The organism is Streptomyces sp. NPDC055400 (genome assembly GCF_053644375.1).
On record NZ_JBSHLM010000003.1, the window covers coordinates 496,585 to 519,020 of the forward strand.

Here is a 22,436-nt window from a genome sequence, read left to right on the forward strand (position 1 = left end):
CTCAACGGTCCACTCTCTCACCCGTGCCGGACGGGTCCGTGCTTTCCGGAGCGGTGTCCGGTGTCGGGTCACTCGGCTGCTCGGGGTCGCCTTCCCCGGGCTCGGAGCCCGACTCCCCGTTCGTACCGTCGTCAGGCCCTTCCTCGGCGCGTTGCGCGGCGGCGCGCTTGCGCTGCGTGTACATGCGGAACCCGGCGAGGACGAGGAGCAGAACGCCGCCGGCCATGACGAGCATCACGGTAGGCGTGATCTCTGTGACGTTCACGTCGAACCGGACCTCAGGGCCGTAGGGCTGGCCGTCCTCCGTGTACAGCTGGGCGAAGACCGGGACCCTGCCGTTGGCGTTGGAGGTGGTCGTGAACTTCACCGACTGGCTGTGCCCGCCGGCGACCTTCACCGGCTGCTCGTTGTACGGTCCGTCGCCGATCTTGAGGCGGGTGCCGTTCGTTGACGTGAGGCGCAGGTGGAGGTGTTCGACGCCCTGCACCAGGTTGTTCTGGACCGTCACCGGGATCGTCGCGCTGCGCCCGGAGAGCTTCGCCTCGGACTTGTCGATGAGCCTGACCTGCTTGGTGAGCGCCGAGAGGTAATCGGCGACGCCGTCGCGGTACGCCCGCGCCTCGGCGGGGCGGCCCCGCCAGGACGTGGACATCTGGCGGTCCATCGCCCGTCCGAACGGCGTCACCACGCGGGACGGGTCGGAGAGGATCACCTGGAAATTGGTGAGCTTGGTCTGGGTGTCCTGGATCGCCTGGAAGGCCGACTGGGGCAGTTCCTGCTTGCGCAGGTACGAGGGGTAGGACCGGGAGGAGGGGACCCGGGTCGTCGCTTCGGGGTCGGGCTTCGCCTTCGCGGCGGCGGCCAGGTCCTCGGACTCCGACCAGCTGCTGCCCTGCTCGGCCTTGAGCGCCTGAGCCATGGACTGCGCCTGGCTGGCGGACGGCATGCGCTGCGGCGCGACCACGATGTTGCGCTCGTTGTCCGGCTCTTGAAGGTTGATCGTCAGACTCTGCGCGAGGAACTGCTGCACGGCGAGCGTCGAGTTCTCGGCCTTCGTCATATCGCCCTGGAAGGCCTCCGACAGCCGTGCGTCGGTCACCACGGCCGTCGTGCCGCTGCCGATGGGTCGGGCCGCCGACGGCGTGTACGGCAGGCTGTTCCGCTCCTGGAGGCTGTCGCTGCGAGCGATCACCGTGTCGGCGCCGGCGGACGTCGCGACCCTGACGATGCTCGGGTCGATCGCGCCGTCGGCGGGCCAGGCGTAGCTCGTGTCCGGCTTGACGTGCAGGACCGTCTCCACGGTCTTGGCGGCCACATCGGTGGCGTCCTTGAGGTGCCCGAGGGAACCGGTCACCTTCGTGCCGTTGTGGGCCAGCGACGCGAGATCCGGGTCGGCGAAGGGGAGGGCGACGACCTTCTGGTCGGCGACGGCGTTCTTCAGGTCGTTCAGCCACTGCTTGGCGACCGCCTGGTTCTTGCCGTTGATCTCGGTGCCGTTCGGCTCTTTGATCTTGTACGGCCGCGTCATGGCGTCGACCGAGGCCAGGAGGTCGGGGTCGACCACCCAGGTCACGTCGAGGGCGGTACCCAAGGACAGCATCTGCTGGAGGCGCCCGCCCGGAGCGATCTCCTTGGCGAGGCTGTCGTCGTGGAAGATGCGCGTCTGCTGCTCGTCGGATCCCGTCTCCGCCGTGAGGTGGGTCTGGGAGATGAGCGGCCACAGGAACGTCGTCTTCGTCTTCGTCTCCGAGGCCTCGGGCTGCCAGGGGAGGAAGGTCCGCTGGATGCCCAGCGTCTGCTGGTACGGCTGCGTCGCCGTCTGGCCGGTCAGCGCGACACCGAGTTGGTAGACGCCGTCGGCGCCGAGACCCATCTCCTTGACGGGGACGGAGAGGCTGAAGCCCTGCGTCGCGCCGGGGTCCAGCTTGGAGATCTTCTTGGCGTACTTGCCGCCGATCTCCCTGCCGTCCGGCACTCCCCCCGCCGCGTGCCGGGAGGCGTTGTCGATCGAGGCCCGCCCACCGAGGGCAGACCCGAGGCGGAGCGCCACGTGGGCGTTCGAGACGGTCTGCTTGCCGTCGTTCGTGAGCGTGCCGGTGACGGTGACCGTGTCGCCGTCCACCGGTGCGCTCGGAGTGAGCGAGTTCACGGCGACATCGACGGTGCTCGTGCCGATCGCGTCGGCCGCAGGCGCCTGCGGGGAGGCATATCCGGGGGAGCCGCCGAACAGGGTCAGGGCGGCCAGCAGAGGCGCTCCGGCGAGCAACGCCCCCGCGCGCCGCCACCTTCGACGGGCAGGTGAGGGAGTCATCCCTTGGAAGTCTGCCGCCTCGGCCACGCGCTCGCCCGTCCCTCGTCGTCGTCAGTGGTCGTCGGATAGTCCACGCATGGTAACGAGGTGCGCTGTGGCGAAGTGCCGCGGACTGCTCCACATGATCGGAAGACAGGGTAGGGGGCATCCGGCAGGCCTCGCGCACACCCAGGGAAAACGGGGCGGAACCCGGGGCTCGGGCCACGTACCCTTTTCTGTTGTGCCGAACGCCAATGAAGACAATCCCAGTGCCCTGAGCCAGGTGCAGCGCCGCGCGGTGAGCGAGCTGCTGCGGGTGGCCCCTGTCGCCGACGACCTCGCCCGTCGATTCCGGGAGGCGGGGTTCTCCCTCGCCCTGGTCGGCGGCTCGGTCAGGGATGCGCTCCTCGGCCGGCTCGGCAACGATCTGGACTTCACCACGGACGCGCGTCCCGAAGATGTGCTCAAGATCGTCAGGCCCTGGGCGGATGCCGTGTGGGAGGTCGGGATCGCCTTCGGGACGGTCGGCTGCCAGAAGGACGGCTACCAGATCGAGGTCACCACATACCGCTCCGAGGCGTACGACAGGACCTCCCGCAAGCCAGAGGTCTCGTACGGCGACTCCATCGAGGAAGACCTCGTGCGTCGCGACTTCACCGTGAACGCGATGGCCGTGGCCCTGCCGGAGAAGGAGTTCATCGACCCGCACGGCGGGCTCGACGACCTTGCCGAGCGCGTGCTGCGTACGCCCGGAACCCCCGAGGAGTCCTTCTCCGACGATCCGCTGCGGATGATGCGGGCCGCACGGTTCGCCGCGCAGCTGGACTTCGAGGTGGCCTCCGAGGTCGTCAAGGCCATGAAGGACATGGCCGACCGCATCGACATCGTCTCCGCGGAGCGGGTGCGGGACGAGCTGAACAAGCTGATCCTCTCCGCACACCCGCGCGAGGGCCTCACTCTCCTCGTGGACACGGGCCTCGCCGCCCATGTCCTGCCCGAGCTGCCCGAGCTGCGCCTTGAGCGGGACGAGCATCACCGGCACAAGGACGTCTACGACCACACCCTGATCGTCCTCGAGCAGGCGATGGCGCTGGAGTCGGACGGTCCGGATCTCGTGCTCCGTCTCGCGGCGCTGCTGCACGACATCGGCAAGCCGAAGACGCGGCGCTTCGAGGGCGACGGCCGGGTCTCCTTCCACCACCACGAGGTGGTGGGCGCCAAGATGACGAAGAAGCGCATGACGGCGCTGAAGTACTCCAACGAGCTCGTGAAGGATGTCTCGCGACTGGTCGAGCTGCACCTGCGCTTCCACGGATACGGCACCGGCGAGTGGACGGACTCCGCCGTCCGCCGCTACGTCCGTGACGCGGGTCCGCTGCTGGACCGCCTGCACAAGCTGACCCGCTCCGACTGCACGACGCGCAACAAGCGGAAGGCGAACGCGCTGGCGCGCGCGTACGACGGCCTGGAAGAGCGCATCGCGCGGCTCAAGGAGCAGGAGGAGCTGGACTCGATCCGCCCCGACCTCGACGGCAATCAGATCCAGGAGATCCTGGGCATCAAGCCGGGGCCGGCGATCGGGCAGGCGTACAAGTTCCTGCTGGAACTGCGGCTCGAGAACGGGCCGATGGAGCATGACGCGGCGGTGGCGGCGCTCAAGGAATGGTGGGCGACACAGCAGAACGCCGAGTGAGTGAACCGGGTCGATGTTTCACGTGAAACATCGACCGGTGCGGACATGCGAAGGGCGCTGTTTCACGTGAAACAGCGCCCTTCGGCGTGGTGATGCGAGGACTTACTTGGTTTCCTTCAGGCAGAGCACCACGTCGTGGCTGCCACCGCTCTGGTAGTAGGAGACCTCGGTGCCCTTGACCGAGTTGCACTTGTCGACGTCGCTGGTGCCGTCGAACTTCTCGATGACCTTGTACTCGGAGTCGCTCGAGGAGCAGTCGACGTCCTTCAGGTCCGGAGCGGACGTCGTGCCGTTGTTGTGCAGGCAACTGCCGACCGCGGTGGTCTCGGCGTCGCTCTGGCCGAGGTACCACTTCACGCCGTAGAGCGCGATGGCGACCACGATCAGCGCGACGATGCGCAGGGCCTTCTTCTTACCGCTGCCCGACGGGCGCCCGGGCGGGATGGGCGTACCCGGGGCGTGCGGCGGGTACGGCTGCTGAGGAACCCCGGGCTGGCCGGCGGCCGGAGCGTACGGACCGCCCTGCGGCGGGCCAGAGGGCTGCTGGCCCTGGGCGAACGGATTCTGGCCCTGCGGCGGCGGAGTGGTCACTTTGGGGGTCCCCCTCGAACTTAGGCGCGATGGCGCGGATAAGACGCCCGTAAGTTATCCGTACCGACTGACAACTCTGAAGTCGGGAGGGGCTCTGTGTCATTGATGTGACACTTACTGGGTGTCGAACCGGGCCATAGCGCCAGCAATCGCCGCGTAGATCAGGGCCACGGTGAGCACCAGCGGGACCGACTGTCCGTCAGGAGGCAGTATCAGCGCGGCCACTGCGGCCGCGCCGACGAACGCGACGTTGAACAGCACGTCGTAAACGGAGAAGATCCGGCCACGGAAGCCGTCGTTCACCGAGGACTGCACGACCGTGTCGGTGGCGATCTTCGCGCCCTGGGTCGTCAGGCCCAGGACGAAGGCGGCGGCCATCATGGGGGCCGGCGCGAACGGGAGCCCGAGGGCGGGTTCGAGGACGGCTGCCGCCCCCGCGCAGACGGTGATCCACCCGGAGGGGCCCAGCCGCCCCGCGGCCCAGGGCGTGACCACGGCGGCGGCGAAGAATCCCGCCCCCGAGATCGCCACGGCGACACCCAGCAGGGCCAGTCCGTCGGACTCCGTGGACGACCAGGAGTAGCGGCAGAGCATGAGGACCATGACCGTCAATGCCCCGTAGCAGAACCGCATCAGCGTTATGGCGGCCAGGGCGCGGGCGGCCCGGGGGCGGGCGGTCAGATGGCGCACGCCCGAGACCAGCCCCTGCGCCGTACCGCTGAGCGCTGCCCGCAAGCCTGGCCGCACCAACTCCGGGTCCGGACCGAGGAGTTCCGCGGACATGGGCAGGGAGGCGAGTGCCGCGCACAGGTAGAGGGCCGCCCCGACGAGCACCACGAGGGCGTCGGAGTCCGAGATGAGCAGCCGCACGGCGAAGGCGAGTCCGCCGCCCAGCGTGGCGGCGAGGGTGCCAGCCGTCGGCGAGAGGGAGTTCGCCATCACCAGGCGCTCGGCGTCGACCAGGCGTGGCATGGCGGCGGAGAGCCCGGAGAGGATGAACCGGTTGACGGCGGTGACGCACAGGGCGGAGGCGTAGAAGAGCCAGTCCGGCGCATTGCTGAGCATCAGGACGGCCGTCAAGGATGCCAGGACGGTCCGCAGGAGGTTGCCGTAGAGGAAGACCTGGCGGCGGCGCCAGCGGTCGAGGAGGACGCCCGCGAACGGGCCCACGACCGAGTACGGGAGAAGTAGCACGGCCATGGCCGAGGCGATGGCGCCGGCCGAGGTCTGTTTCTCCGGCGAGAACACCACATAGGTGGCCAGTGCGACCTGGTAGACGCCGTCCGCGCCCTGCGAGAGCAGCCGCAGCGCCAACAGGCGCCGGAAGTCTCTCAAGCGCAGGAGTACCCGCAGGTCACGGACGACAGCCATGGGGCACAGCCTCACATACGGGAAAGGTCCCCGGGTGCACGCCAGGTGCATCCGGGGACCTCAACAGCCCACAAGGAGAGGCGCGTTACCGCTGGTGCGCGCCGCACTGTGTGTGGTTAGCGCTCGACCTCGCCCTTGATGAACTTCTCGACGTTCGCGTAGGCCTCGTCGTCGAAGTACTGAACCGGCGGGGACTTCATGAAGTACGAGGACGCGGAGAGGATCGGGCCGCCGATGCCGCGGTCCTTGGCGATCTTCGCGGCGCGCAGGGCGTCGATGATGACACCCGCGGAGTTCGGGGAGTCCCAGACCTCGAGCTTGTACTCCAGGTTCAGCGGAACGTCACCGAAGGCGCGGCCCTCGAGGCGGACGTAGGCCCACTTGCGGTCGTCGAGCCACTGGACGTAGTCCGACGGGCCGATGTGGACGTTCTTCTCGCCCAGCTCGCGGTCGGGGATCTGCGAGGTGACGGCCTGCGTCTTCGAGATCTTCTTGGACTCCAGGCGCTCGCGCTCGAGCATGTTCTTGAAGTCCATGTTGCCGCCGACGTTCAGCTGCATGGTGCGCTCGAGACGGACACCGCGGTCCTCGAACAGCTTCGCCATGACGCGGTGCGTGATGGTGGCGCCGACCTGGGACTTGATGTCGTCACCGACGATCGGCACGCCCGCCTCGGTGAACTTGTCCGCCCACTCCTTGGTGCCGGCGATGAAGACCGGAAGGGCGTTGACGAAGGCGACCTTGGCGTCGATGGCGCACTGCGCGTAGAACTTCGCGGCGTCCTCGGAACCGACGGGCAGGTAGCAGATCAGAACGTCGACCTGCTTGTCCTTGAGGACCTGGACGATGTCGACCGGGGCCTCGGCGGACTCCTCGATGGTCTGGCGGTAGTACTTGCCCAGGCCGTCGTGGGTGTGGCCGCGCTGGACGGTCACGCCCGTGTTCGGCACGTCGCAGATCTTGATGGTGTTGTTCTCGCTGGCACCGATGGCGTCGGAGAGGTCGAGGCCGACCTTCTTCGCGTCGACGTCGAAGGCGGCGACGAACTCGACGTCACCGACGTGGTAGTCGCCGAACTGGACGTGCATCAGTCCCGGGACCTTGGTGTCCGGGTCGGCGTCCTTGTAGTACTCGACGCCCTGGACCAGCGAGGCGGCGCAGTTGCCCACGCCGACGATGGCTACGCGAACCGAACCCATTCCGGTTGCTCCCTGTGTGTATCGGTGAAACCCCGAGTGGGCCTCACGTGGCGGTGTCGTCGGACGGATCCGGCCGGGTGCTGTCCCGGTGCCGGGGCAGGCCGCCCGTCTCTCCAGATGTGTCCTGCTGAGCTGCGTCGGAGGGGTCGGATCGCCGCTGATCCCGCCCCGCCCGCTCGCTCTCGATGAGCTCGTTCAGCCAGCGCACTTCGCGCTCCACGGATTCCATTCCGTGCCGCTGGAGCTCAAGGGTGTAGTCGTCAAGGCGTTCCCGGGTGCGGGCGAAGGAGATGCGCATCTTTTCGAGGCGCTCCTCGAGACGGCTGCGACGGCCTTCGAGCACGCGCATGCGTACGTCACGCGAGGTCTGCCCGAAGAAGGCGAACCGCGCAGCGAAGTGCTCGTCCTCGTATGCGTCCGGGCCGGTCTGCGAGAGCAGCTCCTCGAAGTGCTCCTTACCTTCCGCCGTCAACCGGTAGACGATCTTGGCGCGACGCCCTGCGAGGGGTGCGGCGAGGGCGTCCTCGGGTGTGCTCCCCGGTTCCTCGATCAACCAGCCGCTTGCGACCAGCGTCTTGAGACAGGGGTAGAGGGACCCGTAGCTGAAGGCGCGGAAGACCCCCAGCGATGTATTGAGCCGTTTCCGCAGCTCGTAGCCGTGCATCGGGGACTCGCGGAGCAGCCCGAGGACGGCGAACTCGAGGATGCCGGAACGTCGGCTCATCGTCGCCTCCTCCTCTGCCGCGATCGGTGTCACGACCTCTTACGGACTCTTTATGCCGAGCTGATGTATCGACTCGATACATCACGACGATAGAACGGCCCCGTGGATGCGACAAGAGGGATCACGGTGAACGGCGTCACATCACCGATTCATACCAAGCGAGTTGCCTGATTTGGGGTGAACTTCCGCCCTAGGTGGGTTTTGACGGTGCGTAGTCTGTCCGCCATGCAGACCGCCGGGAACCAAGTGACGCCTGTGGGCGTCGTTGTCCCCGGTGCATTTGCGGGTGAGTGCCAGAACGGGCGCATCCGTATTTCGGGGGGACCGGAAACCAGCCGCCGTTTCCAGGCGCGTGTCACAGCGCCTGCCCGAGGAGTAGTCGTTCGATGAGCGAGCACCGTCGCAAACCGCCGCAGCCACAGGGCGGCGGACGTGCCGCGGCCCGTCGCGGCCCGTCCGGCGCATCGCCGGGCCGTCGCGCGGCACCGCGTGACGCCACCGGATCACCTTCTGATGCATATGGCACACCGGGGTCCACAGGATCGTCCGGCTCCACGGGCGACGACCGCCCGTACGGAGGCCGGGCGGAAGCGCGCCGAGCCGCGCAGCGCAGCGCCGGAGGGAGCCGCAGGAAGGCACCCGACGGCGGCGGTGGCCGCGGAGGCGGCGGCCGGCGCGGCGGAGGCGGCCCCGAGGGATCGGGCGGGCCGGGGCGCGGCAGGGGCCGCGGACCCTCACGGCCGCCACAGAAGAAGAGGTTCATCGACTACCCGCGCTCCGGCAAGTACGGGGTGCGCCGCTGGCTGCCGTCCTGGCGCCTGGTGATGGGTCTGTTCGTCGGCCTCTGCGGCAGCCTCATGGCCGCGGCGGGCATCGGGTACGCCCTGGTGGACGTCCCGAAAACGGCGGACACGGCCAAGGCCCAGAACAACGTCTACTACTGGGCCAACGGCAAGCAGATGGTCGCGACCGGTGGTGAGACGAACCGGCAGATCATCAAGTACGAAGAGATCCCCGAGGCCATGCGGTACGCCGTCATGTCCGCCGAGAACAAGACGTTCGAGACGGACAAGGGCGTCGACCCCATGGGCATCGCCCGCGCGTTCGTCAACATGGCCAAGGGCGGCGCGACGCAGGGCGGCTCGACCATCACCCAGCAGTACGTGAAGAACGCGATGCTCGACGACCAGTCGCAGACGATCTCGCGCAAGGTCAAAGAGCTGTTCGTCTCCATAAAGGTGGGCCGTACGGAGCCCAAGGAGAAGGTGATGGCCGGCTACCTGAACACCGCGTACTACGGACGCGGTGCCTACGGGATTCAGGCGGCCGCCCGGACGTACTTCGATGAGAAAGCGTCGGAGCTCGACCCGAGCCAGTGCGCCTTCCTGGCAGCTGTGCTCAAGGGCGCCACGTACTACGACCCCGCCGGTGCGCCGGAGATCGACCCGGTCCAGGCGACGCCCCAGAAGAACAAGATCCGGGCCGCGAAGCGCTGGAGCTGGATCCTCGACGAAGAGGTCAAGGACGGGCACCTGAGCGCCGCGAAGCGACGCGATTACGGCGAGTTCCCCCATCTGCAGAACCCGCGGTCCAACGCCCAGCTGGGCGGCCAGGTCGGCTACCTCGTGGACCTCGCCAAGGCCTACGTCATCAACAACAGCCACGGCAAGATCACCGCCCTCGACCTGCAGAAGGGCGGCTACGAGATCCACACCACCTTCGACGAGAAGAAGGTGGACAAGCTCGAAGCGGCCGTGAAGAAGGTGCGCAAGGAGAACATCAGCGAGAAGCTCCGCCCGAAGACGGACAAGTACGTCCAGTTCGGCGGCGCCTCGGTGAACCCCACGAGCGGCGCGATCGAGGCCATCTACGGCGGTGAGGACGCGACAACGCACTACACGAACAACGCCGACCAGACCGGTGCGCAGGTCGGCTCGACCTTCAAGCCGTTCGTGCTGGCTGCCGCGATGAGGGACGGGGTTCGCGACCCCAAGGGGGGCGAGGAGCAAGGTGGCGACACGCGCACCCCGGTCTCCCCGAAGAGCCTCTACAGCGGCAAGAACGAGCTGAAGATCAAGAAGTACGACGGCCAGGTCTGGACGGACAAGGACGGCAAGGAGTGGCTCCAGAAAAACGACGGCCACCAGTCCTACAACCCGCCGACCTACCAGATCGACCTTCGTGAGGCGATGCGGGAGTCCGTCAACTCCGCCTATGTCCAGCTGGGCATGGACGTGGGTCTGGACAAGGTCAAGCAGGCCGCAAGCGACGCGGGCATCAAGGACACCAGCTTCGCGAGCGCCAACTACCCCTCCTTCTCCCTGGGCACCTCCGACCCGAGCGCGATCCGTATGGCCGGCGCCTACGGCACCTTCGCGGCCAGCGGGCAGCGGAACGATCCGTACTCCGTGTCGTCGGTCGACCGTGGAGGCGAGCCGGTCTACCGGCACGAGAAGGCACCGGTCAGGGCCTTCCAGCCGGCGGTCGCCAACAACGTCACCGACGTCCTGAGGACCGTCGTCGACAAGGGAACGGGCACCAACGCGAAGCTGCCCGACCGCCAGGTCGCGGGCAAGACCGGTACGACCGACGGCAACAAGTCCGCCTGGTTCGTGGGGTACACCCCGCAGCTTTCGACGGCCATCACGATGTACCGGATGGACGACGACGAGAACAGCAAGAAGCGCGAGTTCTTGGAGATGTACGGCACGGGTAACCAGGAGAAGATCCACGGTGCCTCGTTCCCGTCCGAGATCTGGCACGACTACATGATGGAGGCCCTCAAGGGAGTGAAGCCGATGGCGTTCCCCACTCCCGAGCCCATCGGTGAGATCGTCGGCGCCACTCCGAGCCCGAGCATCACTCCCTCGGCGACTCCTTCTCCCTCGGATTCGGCAACGGTGAAACCGTCGCCCAGCCAGTCCTCCCCTGGCCCGTCGCCATCGACCAGCGAGTCCTGCAGCAGCTGGTCGTGGAACTGCAACAACAACGGCGGAACGTCGAACGGTGGCACCGGTGGGACACCCACGGGCGGCACCGACGGTGGCGTGACCAGCTCGCCGACGGACACGGGGGGCGGCGGCAACGGCGGCAGCAACGGAAACGGCAACGGAGGGCTCTTCGGAGGGCCGGCGGGCTAGCCGGAGCTGATCTCACGCCGCCTGTTTCACGTGAAACGCTGCGTGTTCCACGTGAAACAGCGCGTGATCCGCGCCAAGTGAGGGCCGCCGCACCCATCAGGTGCGGCGGCCCTCGCCCCGTTCTCAGGCGCGTACGGCAGGATGTGCGGCATGCCCAGTGCAGAGACGACGCGCACGCATGTGCAACAGCCGGACCCGGTACGGCCGACCAAGGAGGACGAGGTCGCCGCAGCGGGGAGCGAGCTGATCGGCGGCCCCATCGGACGATGGGCGCTGCTCGGGAGCTCCTGGTGGACCCCTGTACGCGTCATCGCGCTGGTGATGATCGGCATGTTCGCGCTGGGCATGGTGCAGAAGCTGCCCTGCTACGACGGCGCGTGGTTCTTCGGTGCCAGTTCGCAGTACACGCACGCCTGCTACTCGGACATCCCGCACCTCTACCAGGGGCGGGGCTTCGCCGACGGCCTGGTGCCGTACTTCGACAAGCTGCCCGGCGACATGGACTACCTCGAGTACCCGGTGCTGACCGGTGTGTTCATGGAGGTCGCGTCCTGGCTGACCCTGGGCGGCGGTTCCATCCAGCACCTGGAGAAGGTGTACTGGATGGTCAACGCCGGGATGCTGATGATCTGCGCGGTGGTGATCGCCATCTGCGTGACTCGCACCCACCGGCGACGCCCCTGGGACGGCCTCCTGGTCGCCCTGGCGCCCGCGTTCGCGCTGACCTCCACCATCAACTGGGATCTGCTCGCCGTGGCCCTCACAGCGGCCGCGATGCTGATGTGGTCGCGGGGCCGGTCCGTCGCCTTCGGTGTCCTGCTGGGCCTGGCCACGGCCGCGAAGTTCTATCCGTTCCTGGTGCTCGGCCCGCTGCTGTTGCTCTGCTGGCGCGCCGGACGCTGGCGCGACTTCGGGAAGGCCCTGGCCGGCTCGGTGGGCGCGTGGCTCGTCGTGAACCTGCCGGTGATGCTGCTCGCCCCCGAGGGCTGGTCGAAGTTCTACCGCTTCAGCCAGGAGCGCGGCGTCGACTTCGGGTCCATCTGGCTCATCATCCAGCAGCGGTGGGGCGCGCAGATCAGCCCTGACGACGCCAACACCTACGCGATGGTGCTGATGGTCCTGGCCTGTCTGGGCATCACCGCGCTCGCCCTGACGGCGCCACGCCGGCCCCGCCTCGCGCAGCTCGCCTTCCTGGTCATTGCCGCCTTCATCCTCACCAACAAGGTCTACTCGCCGCAGTACGTCCTGTGGCTGATCCCCTTCGCGGCCCTCGCCCGGCCGCGCTGGCGGGATCTGCTGATCTGGCAGGCGTGCGAGGTCGCGTACTTCCTAGGGATCTGGATGTACCTCGCGTACACCACGAGCGGCGACAAGCACCGGGGACTGCCCGCGGACGGCTACCACCTCGTCATCCTCATCCACCTGCTGGGCACGCTCTATCTGTGCGCGGTGATCGTGCGCGACATCCTGATGCCGGAACGGGACGTGGTCAGACGCTCCGGGGACGACGACCCGTCGGGCGGTGTCCTGGACGGAGCGCCCGACGTGTTCGTGCTCGGATACGCCGCCCACCCCCCACGGCACGCGGTGCACAACGAAGAGCGGCCACAAGTGAGTTGGGGCTGGGGCAAGGACGAAGAGCGTTCGCTCTGAGCGAACGCATGAGAAGGGCCGGACACCGTGATAGTGTCCGGCCCTTCCGTTTGTCCGTAGGACTCGGGGTGTACCAAGCCTCGGTCAGCGGTCGAGGATCCGGTCGAACTGCGTGGTGGTGTGCCGCAGATGGGCCACCAGTTCCTCGCCCACCCGGGGCTCGGGGGCATCGGACGGCACGAAGAGGATCGAGACCTGCATGTGCGGGGGCTCCGCGAACCAGCGCTGCTTGCCGCCCCAGACGAACGGCGACAGGTTCCGGTTGACGGTCGCGAGGCCCGCGCGGGCGACGCCCTTGGCGCGCGGCATGACGCCGTGCAGCGCCTTGGGAGCCTCCAGGCCCACGCCGTGCGACGTACCGCCGGCGACGACCACGAGCCAGCCGTCCGAGGCGACCTTCTGCTGGCGGTAACCGAAGCGGTCACCCTTGGCGACGCGGGTCACGTCCAGGATCGCGCCGCGGTACTCGGTGGCGTCGTGGTCGCCCAGCCAGAGCCTGGTGCCGATGCGCGCCCGGAACCGGGTCTGTGGGAACTGCTGCTGAAGGCGGGCGAGTTCCTGGGCCTTGAGGTGGCTGACGAACATCGTGTGCAGCGGCAGTCTGGCCGCGCGCAGTCGGTCCATCCAGCCGATGACCTCCTCGACGGCGTCGGAGCCGTCGGTGCGGTCCAGGGGCAGGTGGATCGCGAAGCCCTCGAGCCGGACGTCCTCTATGGCGCTGTGGAGCTGGGGCAGTTCCTGCTCGCTCACGCCGTGCCGCTTCATCGAGGACATCACCTCGACGACGACACGAGCGCCGACGAGGCCGTGCACGCCGTCGACGGAGGAGACGGAGCGGATCACACGGTCGGGCAGCGGCACGGGCTCCTCGCCCCGCCGGAACGGGGTCAGGACCAGCAGGTCACCGCTGAACCAGTCCTTGATCCGGGCGGCTTCGTAGGTCGTGCCGACGGCGAGGACGTCCGAGCCGAAGCGGGTGGCCTCGTCCGCGAGCCGTTCATGGCCGAAGCCGTAGCCGTTGCCCTTGCAGACGGGGACTATCCCCGGAAACTGCTCGAGCACGTGCTTGTGGTGTGCCCGCCAGCGCGCGGTGTCGACGTAGAGCGTGAGCGCCATGGCCGGTCCCGGAACCTTTCTCGTGGCTGCGGTGTATCAGAGGTATGAAGGAGCTTTGGAGCTACGTGAATTGTGCAGGGTCCGCCCGGGCCGTGTGGGCCGGGAGGGGCTCAGCGCCGCGACATGTAGATGTCGAGGGCCTTGTGCAGCAGCTTGTTGAGCGGGAAGTCCCACTCGCCGAGGTACTCGGCAGCCTGCCCACCGGTGCCCACCTTGAACTGGATCAGACCGAAGAGGTGGTCCGATTCGTCGAGCGAGTCGCTGATGCCGCGCAGGTCGTAGACCGTCGCGCCGAGCGCGTAGGCGTCGCGGAGCATCCGCCACTGCATCGCGTTCGAGGGCCTGACCTCACGGCCGATGTTGTCGGAGGCTCCGTAGGAGTACCAGACGTGCCCCCCGACCACCAGCATCGTCGCCGCCGACAGGTTCACCCCGTTGTGGCGGGCGAAGTACAGCCGCATGCGGTTGGGGTCCTCACTGTTGAGGGCCGTCCACATGCGCTGGAAGTACGACAGCGGGCGCGGCCGGAAGTGGTCGCGCACAGCCGTGATCTCGTAGAGACGCTGCCACTCGGCGAGGTCCTGGTAGCCGCCCTGGACGACCTCGACGCCGGCCTTCTCGGCCTTCTTGATGTTGCGGCGCCACAGCTGGTTGAAGGCCTTGTGCACGTCCTCGAGGGAGCGGTTGGCCAGCGGTACCTGGAAGACGTAGCGGGGCTGTACGTCGCCGAAGCCGGCGCCGCCGTCCTCGCCCTGCTGCCAGCCCATGCGGCGCAGCTTGTCGGCGACCTCGAAGGCGCGCGGCTCGATGAAGTCGGCCTCGATGTCGCGCAGGCGCTTGACGTCCGGGTCCTGGATGCCCTTCTTGATCGACGTGGCCTCCCAGCGCCGGATGATCACCGGCGGGCCCATCTTCACGGAGAAGGCGCCCTGCTGCTTGAGGTGCGCCAGCATCGGACGCATCCAGTCGTCGAGGTTCGGAGCGAACCAGTTGATGACCGGGCCCTCGGGGAGATAGGCGAGATAGCGCTTGATCTTGGGCAGCTGCCGGTACAGGACCAGGCCCGCGCCGACCATCTCGCCGTTCCGCTCGTCGAACCATCCCAGGCTCTCGGAGCGCCACTCCGCCTTCACATCGGCCCATGCCGGGACCTGCATGTGGCTAGCCGAGGGCAGGCTCTGGATGTATGCCAGATGCTGCTCTCGGCTGATGGTCCTCAGGGTCAGGCTCATTCGGGGCGCTCCTCGGGCTGGTGTGTCCCCATGGGTACAAGGGCTCCGGCTCTCGCGCCGAAGCCTACTGCGCCCTGGGAGCGCCCCGACTGGGCCTATGGGAGCTTCATGGGCCGTCAGCCGATGACACCGCCGAACAGACCTCCATGGGCCATGCCGATGAAGAGGCCGATCGCCGAGGCGCCGAGGCCCAGGATGAGACCGAAGCGCTCGCGCGTCGTCACCGAGATGAACTGGCCGTATGCGGCAGTCAGGACGCCGATCAGCCCCGCCCAGGAGCTGAGCAGGTGGAGGCTGCTGAAGAGCGAAGAGATGATGGCGATCGCCCCGAGGACCATCGCCAACGTGACCAGCGAGTCCTGGAGGGGATGGGGCTTCCCGTCCGTGGCGAGGAGAGATGTCGCGGTGTTGGGTCGCATTGCCTGTGCCATGTGGCACCTCCTGCGGAAGGCGGCGCATCGTAGCGCCATACACACCCGATGCGTACAGATTGTGCCCTCCCGCGGTCGGATTTCAACCGGAAGCCGTGGTGCGGGTAGTCTGTACCGTCTGCACCGGTGTCTGCTCACGCCCTGACCAGGGATCCCCGCCAGCGGGGCCCGATTGTCAGTGGTCGCCGATACCGTTGCTACGCATCACGACCCTCCTGCCACGGAACGACCGTGGCCGCTGAGTCCAAAGGAGGTGGGTTCCACATGCGTCACTACGAAGTGATGGTCATCCTCGACCCCGATCTCGAGGAGCGCGCTGTCTCCCCGCTGATCGAGAACTTCCTCTCCGTTGTCCGCGAGGCCAACGGAAAGGTTGAGAAGGTCGACACCTGGGGCCGTCGTCGTCTCTCGTACGAGATCAAGAAGAAGCCCGAGGGCATCTACTCGGTCATCGACCTGCAGGCCGAGCCTGCGGTCGTCAAGGAGCTCGACCGCCAGATGAACCTGAACGAGTCGGTCCTCCGGACCAAGGTCCTCCGTCCCGAAACCCACTGAGCTTCCTAGCTCAGCGGCACTCGGGTTTCGAGTAGCAGCAAGCAGCCAGCAGCAAACCCGCCGAGAGGTTCCCCCATGGCAGGCGAGACCGTCATCACGGTCGTCGGCAATCTTGTCGACGACCCCGAGCTGCGCTTCACCCCTTCCGGTGCGGCGGTCGCGAAGTTCCGTGTCGCGTCCACTCCCCGCACCTTCGACCGTCAGACGAACGAGTGGAAGGACGGCGAGAGCCTGTTCCTGACCTGCTCGGTCTGGCGTCAGGCGGCGGAGAACGTCGCGGAGTCGCTCCAGCGAGGCATGCGCGTCATCGTGCAGGGCCGGCTGAAGCAGCGGTCCTACGAGGACCGTGAGGGCGTCAAGCGCACGGTCTACGAGCTGGACGTCGAGGAAGTCGGCGCCAGCCTGAAGAACGCCACGGCCAAGGTCACCAAGACCACCGGTCGCGGTGGCCAGGGCGGATACGGCGGCGGTGGCGGCGGCCAGCAGGGCGGCGGCAACTGGGGCGGTGGCTCCGGTGGCGGTCAGCAGCAGGGCGGCGGCGGTGCTTCCGCCGACGACCCCTGGGCGACCGGTGCGCCGGCCGGCGGCGGCCAGCAGGGCGGCGGAGGCGGCTGGGGCGGAAGCTCCGGCGGGTCCTCCTCCGGCGGCGGCTACTCGGACGAGCCCCCCTTCTAGGCCTCAGGGCCAAGGGGTGGGCCGTACCCACACTTCTTGATCACACAGGAGAAACACCATGGCGAAGCCGCCTGTGCGCAAGCCTAAGAAGAAGGTCTGCGCTTTCTGCAAGGACAAGGTCACGTACGTGGACTACAAGGACACGAACATGCTGCGGAAGTTCATTTCCGACCGCGGCAAGATCCGTGCCCGCCGCGTGACCGGCAACTGCACGCAGCACCAGCGTGACGTCGCCACGGCCGTGAAGAACAGCCGTGAGATGGCGCTGCTGCCCTACACGTCCACCGCGCGATAAGGAAGGGTGACCGAACAATGAAGATCATCCTTACCCACGAGGTCTCTGGCCTCGGCACCGCCGGCGACGTCGTCGACGTCAAGGACGGGTACGCCCGCAACTACCTGGTCCCGCGTGGTTTCGCGATCCGCTGGACCAAGGGTGGCGAGCAGGACGTGGCGCAGATCCGCCGCGCCCGCAAGATCCACGAGATCGCGACCATCGAGCAGGCCAACGAGATCAAGGCCCGCCTCGAGGGTGTCAAGGTCCGTCTGGCCGTCCGCTCCGGCGACGCCGGTCGTCTCTTCGGTTCCGTCACCCAGGCTGACGTCGCTTCGGCGATCGAGACCGCTGGTGGCCCGAAGGTCGACAAGCGCCGCGTCGAGCTGGGCTCGCCGATCAAGACGCTGGGCGCCCACGAGGCGACCGTGCGTCTGCACCCCGAGGTTGCCGCCAAGGTCGCCGTCGAGGTCGTCTCCGCCTAAGCACTGCGCTCGGCAGAGCTGAAGCAAACGTTGGGCCGCACCCCTCGGGGTGCGGCCCAACGTGATTCACGGTCACCGTTTCACGTGAAACGGGTCAGCGCGTGGCGCCCGTGACGATCCAACGGCCCGAGCGCGAACGCAGCCACAGGGTCACCATCCGCACGGTCATCATCAAAGTCATCGCGCCCCACAGCGCGGTGAGCCCTCCGCCGAAGACCGGCACCAGCAGGGCGACCGGCGTGAAGACCGCCAGGGTCGCGAGCATCGCCCAGGCGAGATACGGACCGTCTCCCGCTCCCATCAGGACCCCGTCGAGAACGAAGACGATGCCGCAGATGGGCTGGGACAGCGCGACCATCAGGAGAGCGGGCAGTGCCACGCTCTGCACCACCTGATCATTCGTGAACAGTGGAATGAAGAGCGGTCGGGAGACGATCACCAGGAGTCCGAGGGCGACTCCCGCGGCGATGCCCCACTGCACCATGCGGCGGCAGGCATCGCGTGCGCCCTGGGCGTCGTTCGCTCCGAGGTAGCGCCCGATGATGGCCTGGCCCGCGATGGCGATGGCGTCGAGCGCGAAGGCCAGCAGGCTCCACAGGGAGATGATGATCTGGTGCGCGGCGATGTCCGCGTCGCCGAGCCGGGCCGCAACAGCGGTGGCGATCATGAGGATGGCGCGCAGCGAGAGGGTGCGGACAAGCAGCGGCGCGCCTGCCTGGGCGCAGGCTCGTATCCCGGCGGCGTCGGGACGCAGGGAAGCGCCGTGACGACGGGCCCCGCGTACGACGACGAAAAGATAGACGGCGGCCATGGCGACCTGGGCGATGACGGTACCCCAGGCTGAGCCTGCGATGCCCAGGCCGGCGCCGTAGACGAGCCCCGCGTTGAGCGCGCCGTTGGCGACGAAGCCTCCGACCGCGACATAGAGCGGGGTCTTGGTGTCCTGGAGGCCACGCAGGACTCCTGTCGCAGCGAGGACGACGAGCATCGCGGGGATGCCGAGCGAGGAGATCCGCAGATAGGTGATCGCGTAGGGCGCCGCGGTGTGCGAGGCACCGAACAGCTCGACGAGCGCGGGAGCGGTGGGAAGGACAATGGCGATGACCGCGGCACCGAGCAGGAGCGCGAGCCAGATCCCGTCCATGCCCTGACGGATCGCGGACTGCAGATCTCCGGCGCCGACGCGGCGGGCCACCGCGGCCGTGGTCGCGTAGGCGAGAAAGACGAAGACGCTGACGGCGGTCATCAGGAGGGACGAGGCGACAGCGAGACCGGCCAGCTGGGCGGTGCCCAGATGGCCGACGATGGCGCTGTCGGCCATCACGAAAAGAGGCTCGGCGACGAGCGCGCCGAAGGCGGGGACGGCCAGCGCGACGATCTCGCGGTCATGCCGACGCCGGGCGGCCTTGGTCGCCGCGGGAGCCTGTGTCATGAGCACCAATGTAATCTTCCACAGGTAAGAGATGCAACCGCATTTGAGTCCTTACTTCCGTGCCTCTCGGGCGTGGCGTCACGCACCGTTTACAGCGATCTTGGGCCGACCGGGAAAGTATTTTTCCTGCACAGCCGGTGGACGGGAAAGTCGCAGGTCAGGCACGTTTCTGCGCGCTTCCTGAGGGCTTGTTCACAGGGCTGTCCACCGGGTCGTGCACAGGTTTTGCGGAGTTCTCCACAGCGAGAGGCCCTTCATCCACACCGCCTGTGGATAACCAGATTGGCTGAAGGTGCCGAGGGGCCTACCGTGGTGCGGCGCCCGCCACGATTTCAGGCCTCGGAAACGTCATGAACCGACGCGTCAGAACCGGAGTCGGGTCCCCATATTTGTCAGTGTCGTGCCGTAAGAAAGAGGGCACGGCGAGGTCCGCCCGGCGGACTGGAGGAGGTGGCCCGGTGAGTATCTCCGAGCCTTTGGACGACCCCTGGGCCGACAGCGGTCCCAGTGACCGTCTGCCTGCCTCCCGCCAGCGTGGCAGTGGCGGGCGGGTGCGCGAGGAGCAGCACGACCGCGGTGGCGACGGCGGCTGGGACGACGGAGCTCCGTCCTTCGAGCGGGTACCGCCCCAGGACCTCGATGCCGAGCAATCGGTCCTCGGTGGCATGCTCCTGTCGAAGGACGCGATCGCCGACGTCGTCGAGGTGATCAAGGGCCACGACTTCTACCGCCCCGCGCACGAAACGATCTTCACCGCGGTTCTCGACCTGTATGCGAAGGGCGAGCCGGCCGACCCGATCACGGTCGCGGCCGAGCTCACCAAGCGTGGCGAGATCACCAAGGTCGGTGGCGCATCGTATCTGCACACCCTCGTCCAGACGGTTCCGACGGCGGCGAACGCCGAGTACTACGCCGAGATCGTCCACGAGCGTGCGGTCCTGCGTCGGCTCGTCGAAGCGGGCACGCGCATCACGCAGATGGGATACGCGGCCGACGGCGACGTCGACGAGATCGTGAACAGTGCGCAGGCCGAGATCTACGCGGTCACCGAGCAGCGCACCAGCGAGGACTACCTCCCGCTCGGCGACATCATGGAGGGCGCGCTCGACGAGATCGAGGCGATCGGCTCCCGCAGCGGCGAGATGACCGGTGTGCCCACCGGGTTCACCGACTTCGACTCCCTGACGAACGGCCTGCACCCCGGCCAGATGATCGTCATCGCCGCCCGACCCGCCATGGGTAAGTCCACGCTGGCGCTCGACTTCGCCCGGGCCGCCTCGATCAAGCACAACCTGCCCAGCGTCATCTTCTCCCTGGAAATGGGCCGGAACGAGATCGCGATGCGTCTGCTGTCCGCGGAGGCGCGGGTCGCGCTGCACCACATGCGCTCCGGCACCATGACGGACGAGGACTGGACCCGGCTCGCGCGCCGGATGCCCGAGGTCTCGGCGGCACCGCTCTACATCGACGACTCGCCGAACCTGTCGATGATGGAGATCCGTGCGAAGTGCCGTCGCCTCAAGCAGCGCAATGACATCAAGCTCGTGATCATCGACTATCTGCAGCTGATGCAGGCCGGTGGTTCGAAGCGCTCCGAGAGCCGTCAGCAGGAGGTCTCGGACATGTCGCGAAACCTGAAGCTGCTCGCCAAGGAGCTGGAAGTGCCGGTCATCGCGCTCTCCCAGCTGAACCGTGGCCCCGAGCAGCGCACGGACAAGAAGCCGATGGTGTCCGACCTGCGTGAATCCGGCTCGATCGAGCAGGACGCGGACATGGTGATCCTGCTGCACCGCGAGGACGCCTACGAGAAGGAGTCACCCCGCGCAGGCGAGGCGGACATCATCGTGGGCAAGCACCGTAACGGTCCGACGGCAACGATCACGGTCGCCTTCCAGGGTCACTACTCGCGCTTCGTGGACATGGCGCAGACCTGATCCCGTACGACCTGCTCCCGCACGACCGCAACCGCACGGCATGGACGTGCGACCTGGAAGTGTCGGCCTAAAAGCGGTCGACGGCTGGCGGCCGGCGGGGTGGACTTGGGGCATGACGACATCCCCTGAAGAGCTGCTGCCCACGACGCGCCGAGCCCTCTTGCACCACATTGCCACCGCTCAGGCGGAAGGCCGTTCCCCTTCGCTGGTGGCCGCGGTCGTTCGCGACGGTGAGCTGGTGTGGAGCGGTGGGCGTACCTGTGTGGACGGGCATGCTCCGGACGAGCACGTGCAGTACCGGATCGGCTCGATCACCAAGACGTTCACGGCCGTGCTGGTGCTGAGGCTGCGGGATGAGGGTGTGCTCGACCTCGGGGACCCGTTGGAGAAGCATCTGCCGGGCACCGGCGCCGGCCAGGTCACCATCGCCGAACTTCTGGCGCACACCAGTGGGTTGGCGGCCGAGACTCCTGGTCCTTGGTGGGAGCGTTCGTCGTGCTCGCTGCGTCCTGAGCTCGCCGATGTGCTGGGCGAGAAGCCGTTCAGGCATCCGGTCGGTAAGCAGCATCACTACTCCAACCCCGGCTACACGTTGCTGGGTTCGCTGGTCGAGGCGTTGCGCGGTGCTCCGTGGGAGGACGTCCTGCGTCGCGAGGTCCTGGAGCCGCTCGGTCTGGACCGGACGAGCGGGCAGCCGCAGGCCCCGCATGCCGGTGGCTGGGCCGTGCATCCCTGGGCCGATGTGATGATGCCGGAGCCCGCGGAGGATCTGGGTCTGATGGCCCCTGCTGGGCAACTCTGGTCGACGGCAGCGGACTTGGGTCGGTTCGCCGTGTTCCTGATGGAGGGCGACGACCGGGTTCTGAGTGCACAGTCCGTACGCGAGATGCGCACGCCCGCCGCGCCCACGCTGTCGGGGGACTGGGACTCCTCGTACGGCCTCGGTCTTCAGCTGGTACGGAGGAATGGCCGTGTGCTGGCCGGGCACGGTGGTTCGCTGCCCGGGTTTGTGGCGGGGCTGTGGCTGAGCGAGGAGGACGGTCTGGCCGCGGTCACGCTCGCCAACTGCACGTCGGGCGTGCCCGCGTCGACGGTCAGCACGGACCTTCTCCGTATCGTCGCCGAGGCCGAGCCGCGCATCCCCGAGCCGTGGCGGCCCCTGCCGGACGTCGATGCGACGGTGCTGGAGCTCGCCGGGCCCTGGTACTGGGGTACGCAGAGCACGGTGCTGCGGCTGACGGCCGACGGAGGAGTCTCGCTCGGACCGCTGACGGGCGGGGCGCGGGACTCGCGATTCCGCCCGAACGGCGACGGCACCTGGACCGGGCTGGACGGCTACTACGCGGGGGAACTCTTGCGTGTCGAGCGCCGGTCCGACGGGTCGGTGAGCCATCTCGATCTCGGATCGTTCGTCTTCACGCGTGAGCCGTACGAGAAGGGGGCGCCGGTTCCCGGCGGCGTGGACCAGGAGGGCTGGCGAGGTCTTCCTCGGACCTAGCCGGTCTGGTTTCCAGTCAGGATCGCTCCTGTCCGGTCTAGTTTCCGGTCTGGATGGTGAAGGGGCCGGGGGGGGGGGTGGGTGTAGGGGAAAAACACACCCACCCCCCCCCCCCCCGGGGGGGATGAGTGGAGTGTAAGACA

Annotated in this window: 18 protein-coding genes; 9 read left to right on the forward strand and 9 right to left on the reverse strand. The window is 67.8% G+C overall.

All coding sequences use genetic code 11. The features are described 5' to 3' along the window. Position 1: 1 nt before the first annotated feature. Positions 2-2,338 carry a DUF6049 family protein gene (locus ACWIGU_RS10370; protein WP_454399370.1) on the reverse strand — a complete coding sequence of 779 codons (2,337 nt, stop codon included), beginning with the start codon at positions 2,336-2,338 and terminating at the stop codon, positions 2-4. 193 nt (positions 2,339-2,531) lie between these two features. Here ACWIGU_RS10370 and ACWIGU_RS10375 point away from each other — a divergent pair, with 193 nt between their 5' ends. Then, entirely contained in the window at positions 2,532-3,983 is a 1,452-nt protein-coding gene (locus tag ACWIGU_RS10375) for a CCA tRNA nucleotidyltransferase (protein WP_454399372.1), read from the forward strand. 102 nt (positions 3,984-4,085) lie between these two features. Here ACWIGU_RS10375 and ACWIGU_RS10380 read toward each other — a convergent pair whose 3' ends face one another. The 4 genes from ACWIGU_RS10380 to ACWIGU_RS10395 all read right to left on the reverse strand — a co-directional run bounded on the left by ACWIGU_RS10380 (position 4,086) and on the right by ACWIGU_RS10395 (position 7,868). Further along, entirely contained in the window at positions 4,086-4,574 is a 489-nt protein-coding gene (locus ACWIGU_RS10380) for an LppU/SCO3897 family protein (protein WP_356289187.1), read from the reverse strand. Positions 4,575-4,688: 114 nt separating this feature from the next. Next, a complete protein-coding gene (locus ACWIGU_RS10385) occupies positions 4,689-5,945 on the reverse strand; it encodes an MFS transporter (protein WP_454399374.1) in 1,257 nt (418 codons plus the stop codon). 116 nt (positions 5,946-6,061) lie between these two features. Beyond that, positions 6,062-7,144, reverse strand: coding sequence for an inositol-3-phosphate synthase (locus tag ACWIGU_RS10390; protein WP_454399376.1), 1,083 nt, complete (start codon positions 7,142-7,144; stop codon positions 6,062-6,064). A gap of 43 nt (positions 7,145-7,187) precedes the next feature. Then, positions 7,188-7,868: a helix-turn-helix transcriptional regulator gene (locus ACWIGU_RS10395; protein ID WP_454399378.1), complete on the reverse strand. Its 681-nt coding sequence runs from the start codon at positions 7,866-7,868 to the stop codon at positions 7,188-7,190. 386 nt (positions 7,869-8,254) lie between these two features. On the opposite strand from ACWIGU_RS10395, the gene ACWIGU_RS10400 reads away from it, so the two are divergent. Together ACWIGU_RS10400 and ACWIGU_RS10405 are read left to right on the forward strand one after the other, a co-directional pair. Next, positions 8,255-11,008: a transglycosylase domain-containing protein gene (locus ACWIGU_RS10400; RefSeq protein WP_454399380.1), complete on the forward strand. Its 2,754-nt coding sequence runs from the start codon at positions 8,255-8,257 to the stop codon at positions 11,006-11,008. 150 nt (positions 11,009-11,158) lie between these two features. Next, positions 11,159-12,661, forward strand: a complete 1,503-nt coding sequence (locus tag ACWIGU_RS10405; RefSeq protein WP_454399382.1) for a glycosyltransferase family 87 protein — start codon at positions 11,159-11,161, stop codon at positions 12,659-12,661. 84 nt (positions 12,662-12,745) lie between these two features. On the opposite strand, the gene ACWIGU_RS10410 is transcribed toward ACWIGU_RS10405, so the two are convergent. The 3 genes from ACWIGU_RS10410 to ACWIGU_RS10420 all read right to left on the reverse strand — a co-directional run bounded on the left by ACWIGU_RS10410 (position 12,746) and on the right by ACWIGU_RS10420 (position 15,440). Beyond that, positions 12,746-13,777, reverse strand: coding sequence for an alanine racemase (locus ACWIGU_RS10410; protein ID WP_326774958.1), 1,032 nt, complete (start codon positions 13,775-13,777; stop codon positions 12,746-12,748). Positions 13,778-13,887: 110 nt separating this feature from the next. Beyond that, positions 13,888-15,009, reverse strand: coding sequence for a peptidoglycan bridge formation glycyltransferase FemX (femX, locus tag ACWIGU_RS10415; RefSeq protein ID WP_329572206.1), 1,122 nt, complete (start codon positions 15,007-15,009; stop codon positions 13,888-13,890). 116 nt (positions 15,010-15,125) lie between these two features. Next, positions 15,126-15,440, reverse strand: a complete 315-nt coding sequence (locus ACWIGU_RS10420; protein ID WP_356289174.1) for a hypothetical protein — start codon at positions 15,438-15,440, stop codon at positions 15,126-15,128. Between the two features lie 264 nt (positions 15,441-15,704). Between ACWIGU_RS10420 and rpsF the strand changes: the two genes are divergently transcribed. The 4 genes from rpsF (at position 15,705) to rplI (ending at position 17,429) form a co-directional block, all read left to right on the forward strand. Beyond that, positions 15,705-15,995 (forward strand): 30S ribosomal protein S6, encoded by a 291-nt coding sequence (gene rpsF / locus ACWIGU_RS10425; protein ID WP_052578287.1) that lies wholly within the window; start codon positions 15,705-15,707, stop codon positions 15,993-15,995. A gap of 75 nt (positions 15,996-16,070) precedes the next feature. Next, the gene (locus ACWIGU_RS10430) at positions 16,071-16,670 is read left to right on the forward strand and encodes a single-stranded DNA-binding protein (protein ID WP_454399385.1); all 600 of its coding nucleotides are present in this window, start codon (positions 16,071-16,073) and stop codon (positions 16,668-16,670) included. A gap of 58 nt (positions 16,671-16,728) precedes the next feature. After that, the gene (gene rpsR / locus ACWIGU_RS10435; protein WP_003949403.1) at positions 16,729-16,965 is read left to right on the forward strand and encodes a 30S ribosomal protein S18; all 237 of its coding nucleotides are present in this window, start codon (positions 16,729-16,731) and stop codon (positions 16,963-16,965) included. A 17-nt stretch (positions 16,966-16,982) separates the two neighbouring features. Further along, positions 16,983-17,429: a 50S ribosomal protein L9 gene (gene rplI / locus ACWIGU_RS10440; RefSeq protein ID WP_454399387.1), complete on the forward strand. Its 447-nt coding sequence runs from the start codon at positions 16,983-16,985 to the stop codon at positions 17,427-17,429. A gap of 94 nt (positions 17,430-17,523) precedes the next feature. On the opposite strand, the gene ACWIGU_RS10445 is transcribed toward rplI, so the two are convergent. Then, positions 17,524-18,861: an MATE family efflux transporter gene (locus tag ACWIGU_RS10445; RefSeq protein ID WP_454399389.1), complete on the reverse strand. Its 1,338-nt coding sequence runs from the start codon at positions 18,859-18,861 to the stop codon at positions 17,524-17,526. A 458-nt stretch (positions 18,862-19,319) separates the two neighbouring features. On the opposite strand from ACWIGU_RS10445, the gene dnaB reads away from it, so the two are divergent. Together dnaB and ACWIGU_RS10455 are read left to right on the forward strand one after the other, a co-directional pair. Then, positions 19,320-20,795 (forward strand): replicative DNA helicase, encoded by a 1,476-nt coding sequence (dnaB, locus tag ACWIGU_RS10450; RefSeq protein ID WP_356289166.1) that lies wholly within the window; start codon positions 19,320-19,322, stop codon positions 20,793-20,795. Positions 20,796-20,907: 112 nt separating this feature from the next. After that, positions 20,908-22,293 carry a serine hydrolase domain-containing protein gene (locus ACWIGU_RS10455; RefSeq protein WP_454399391.1) on the forward strand — a complete coding sequence of 462 codons (1,386 nt, stop codon included), beginning with the start codon at positions 20,908-20,910 and terminating at the stop codon, positions 22,291-22,293. Positions 22,294-22,436: the final 143 nt, after the last annotated feature.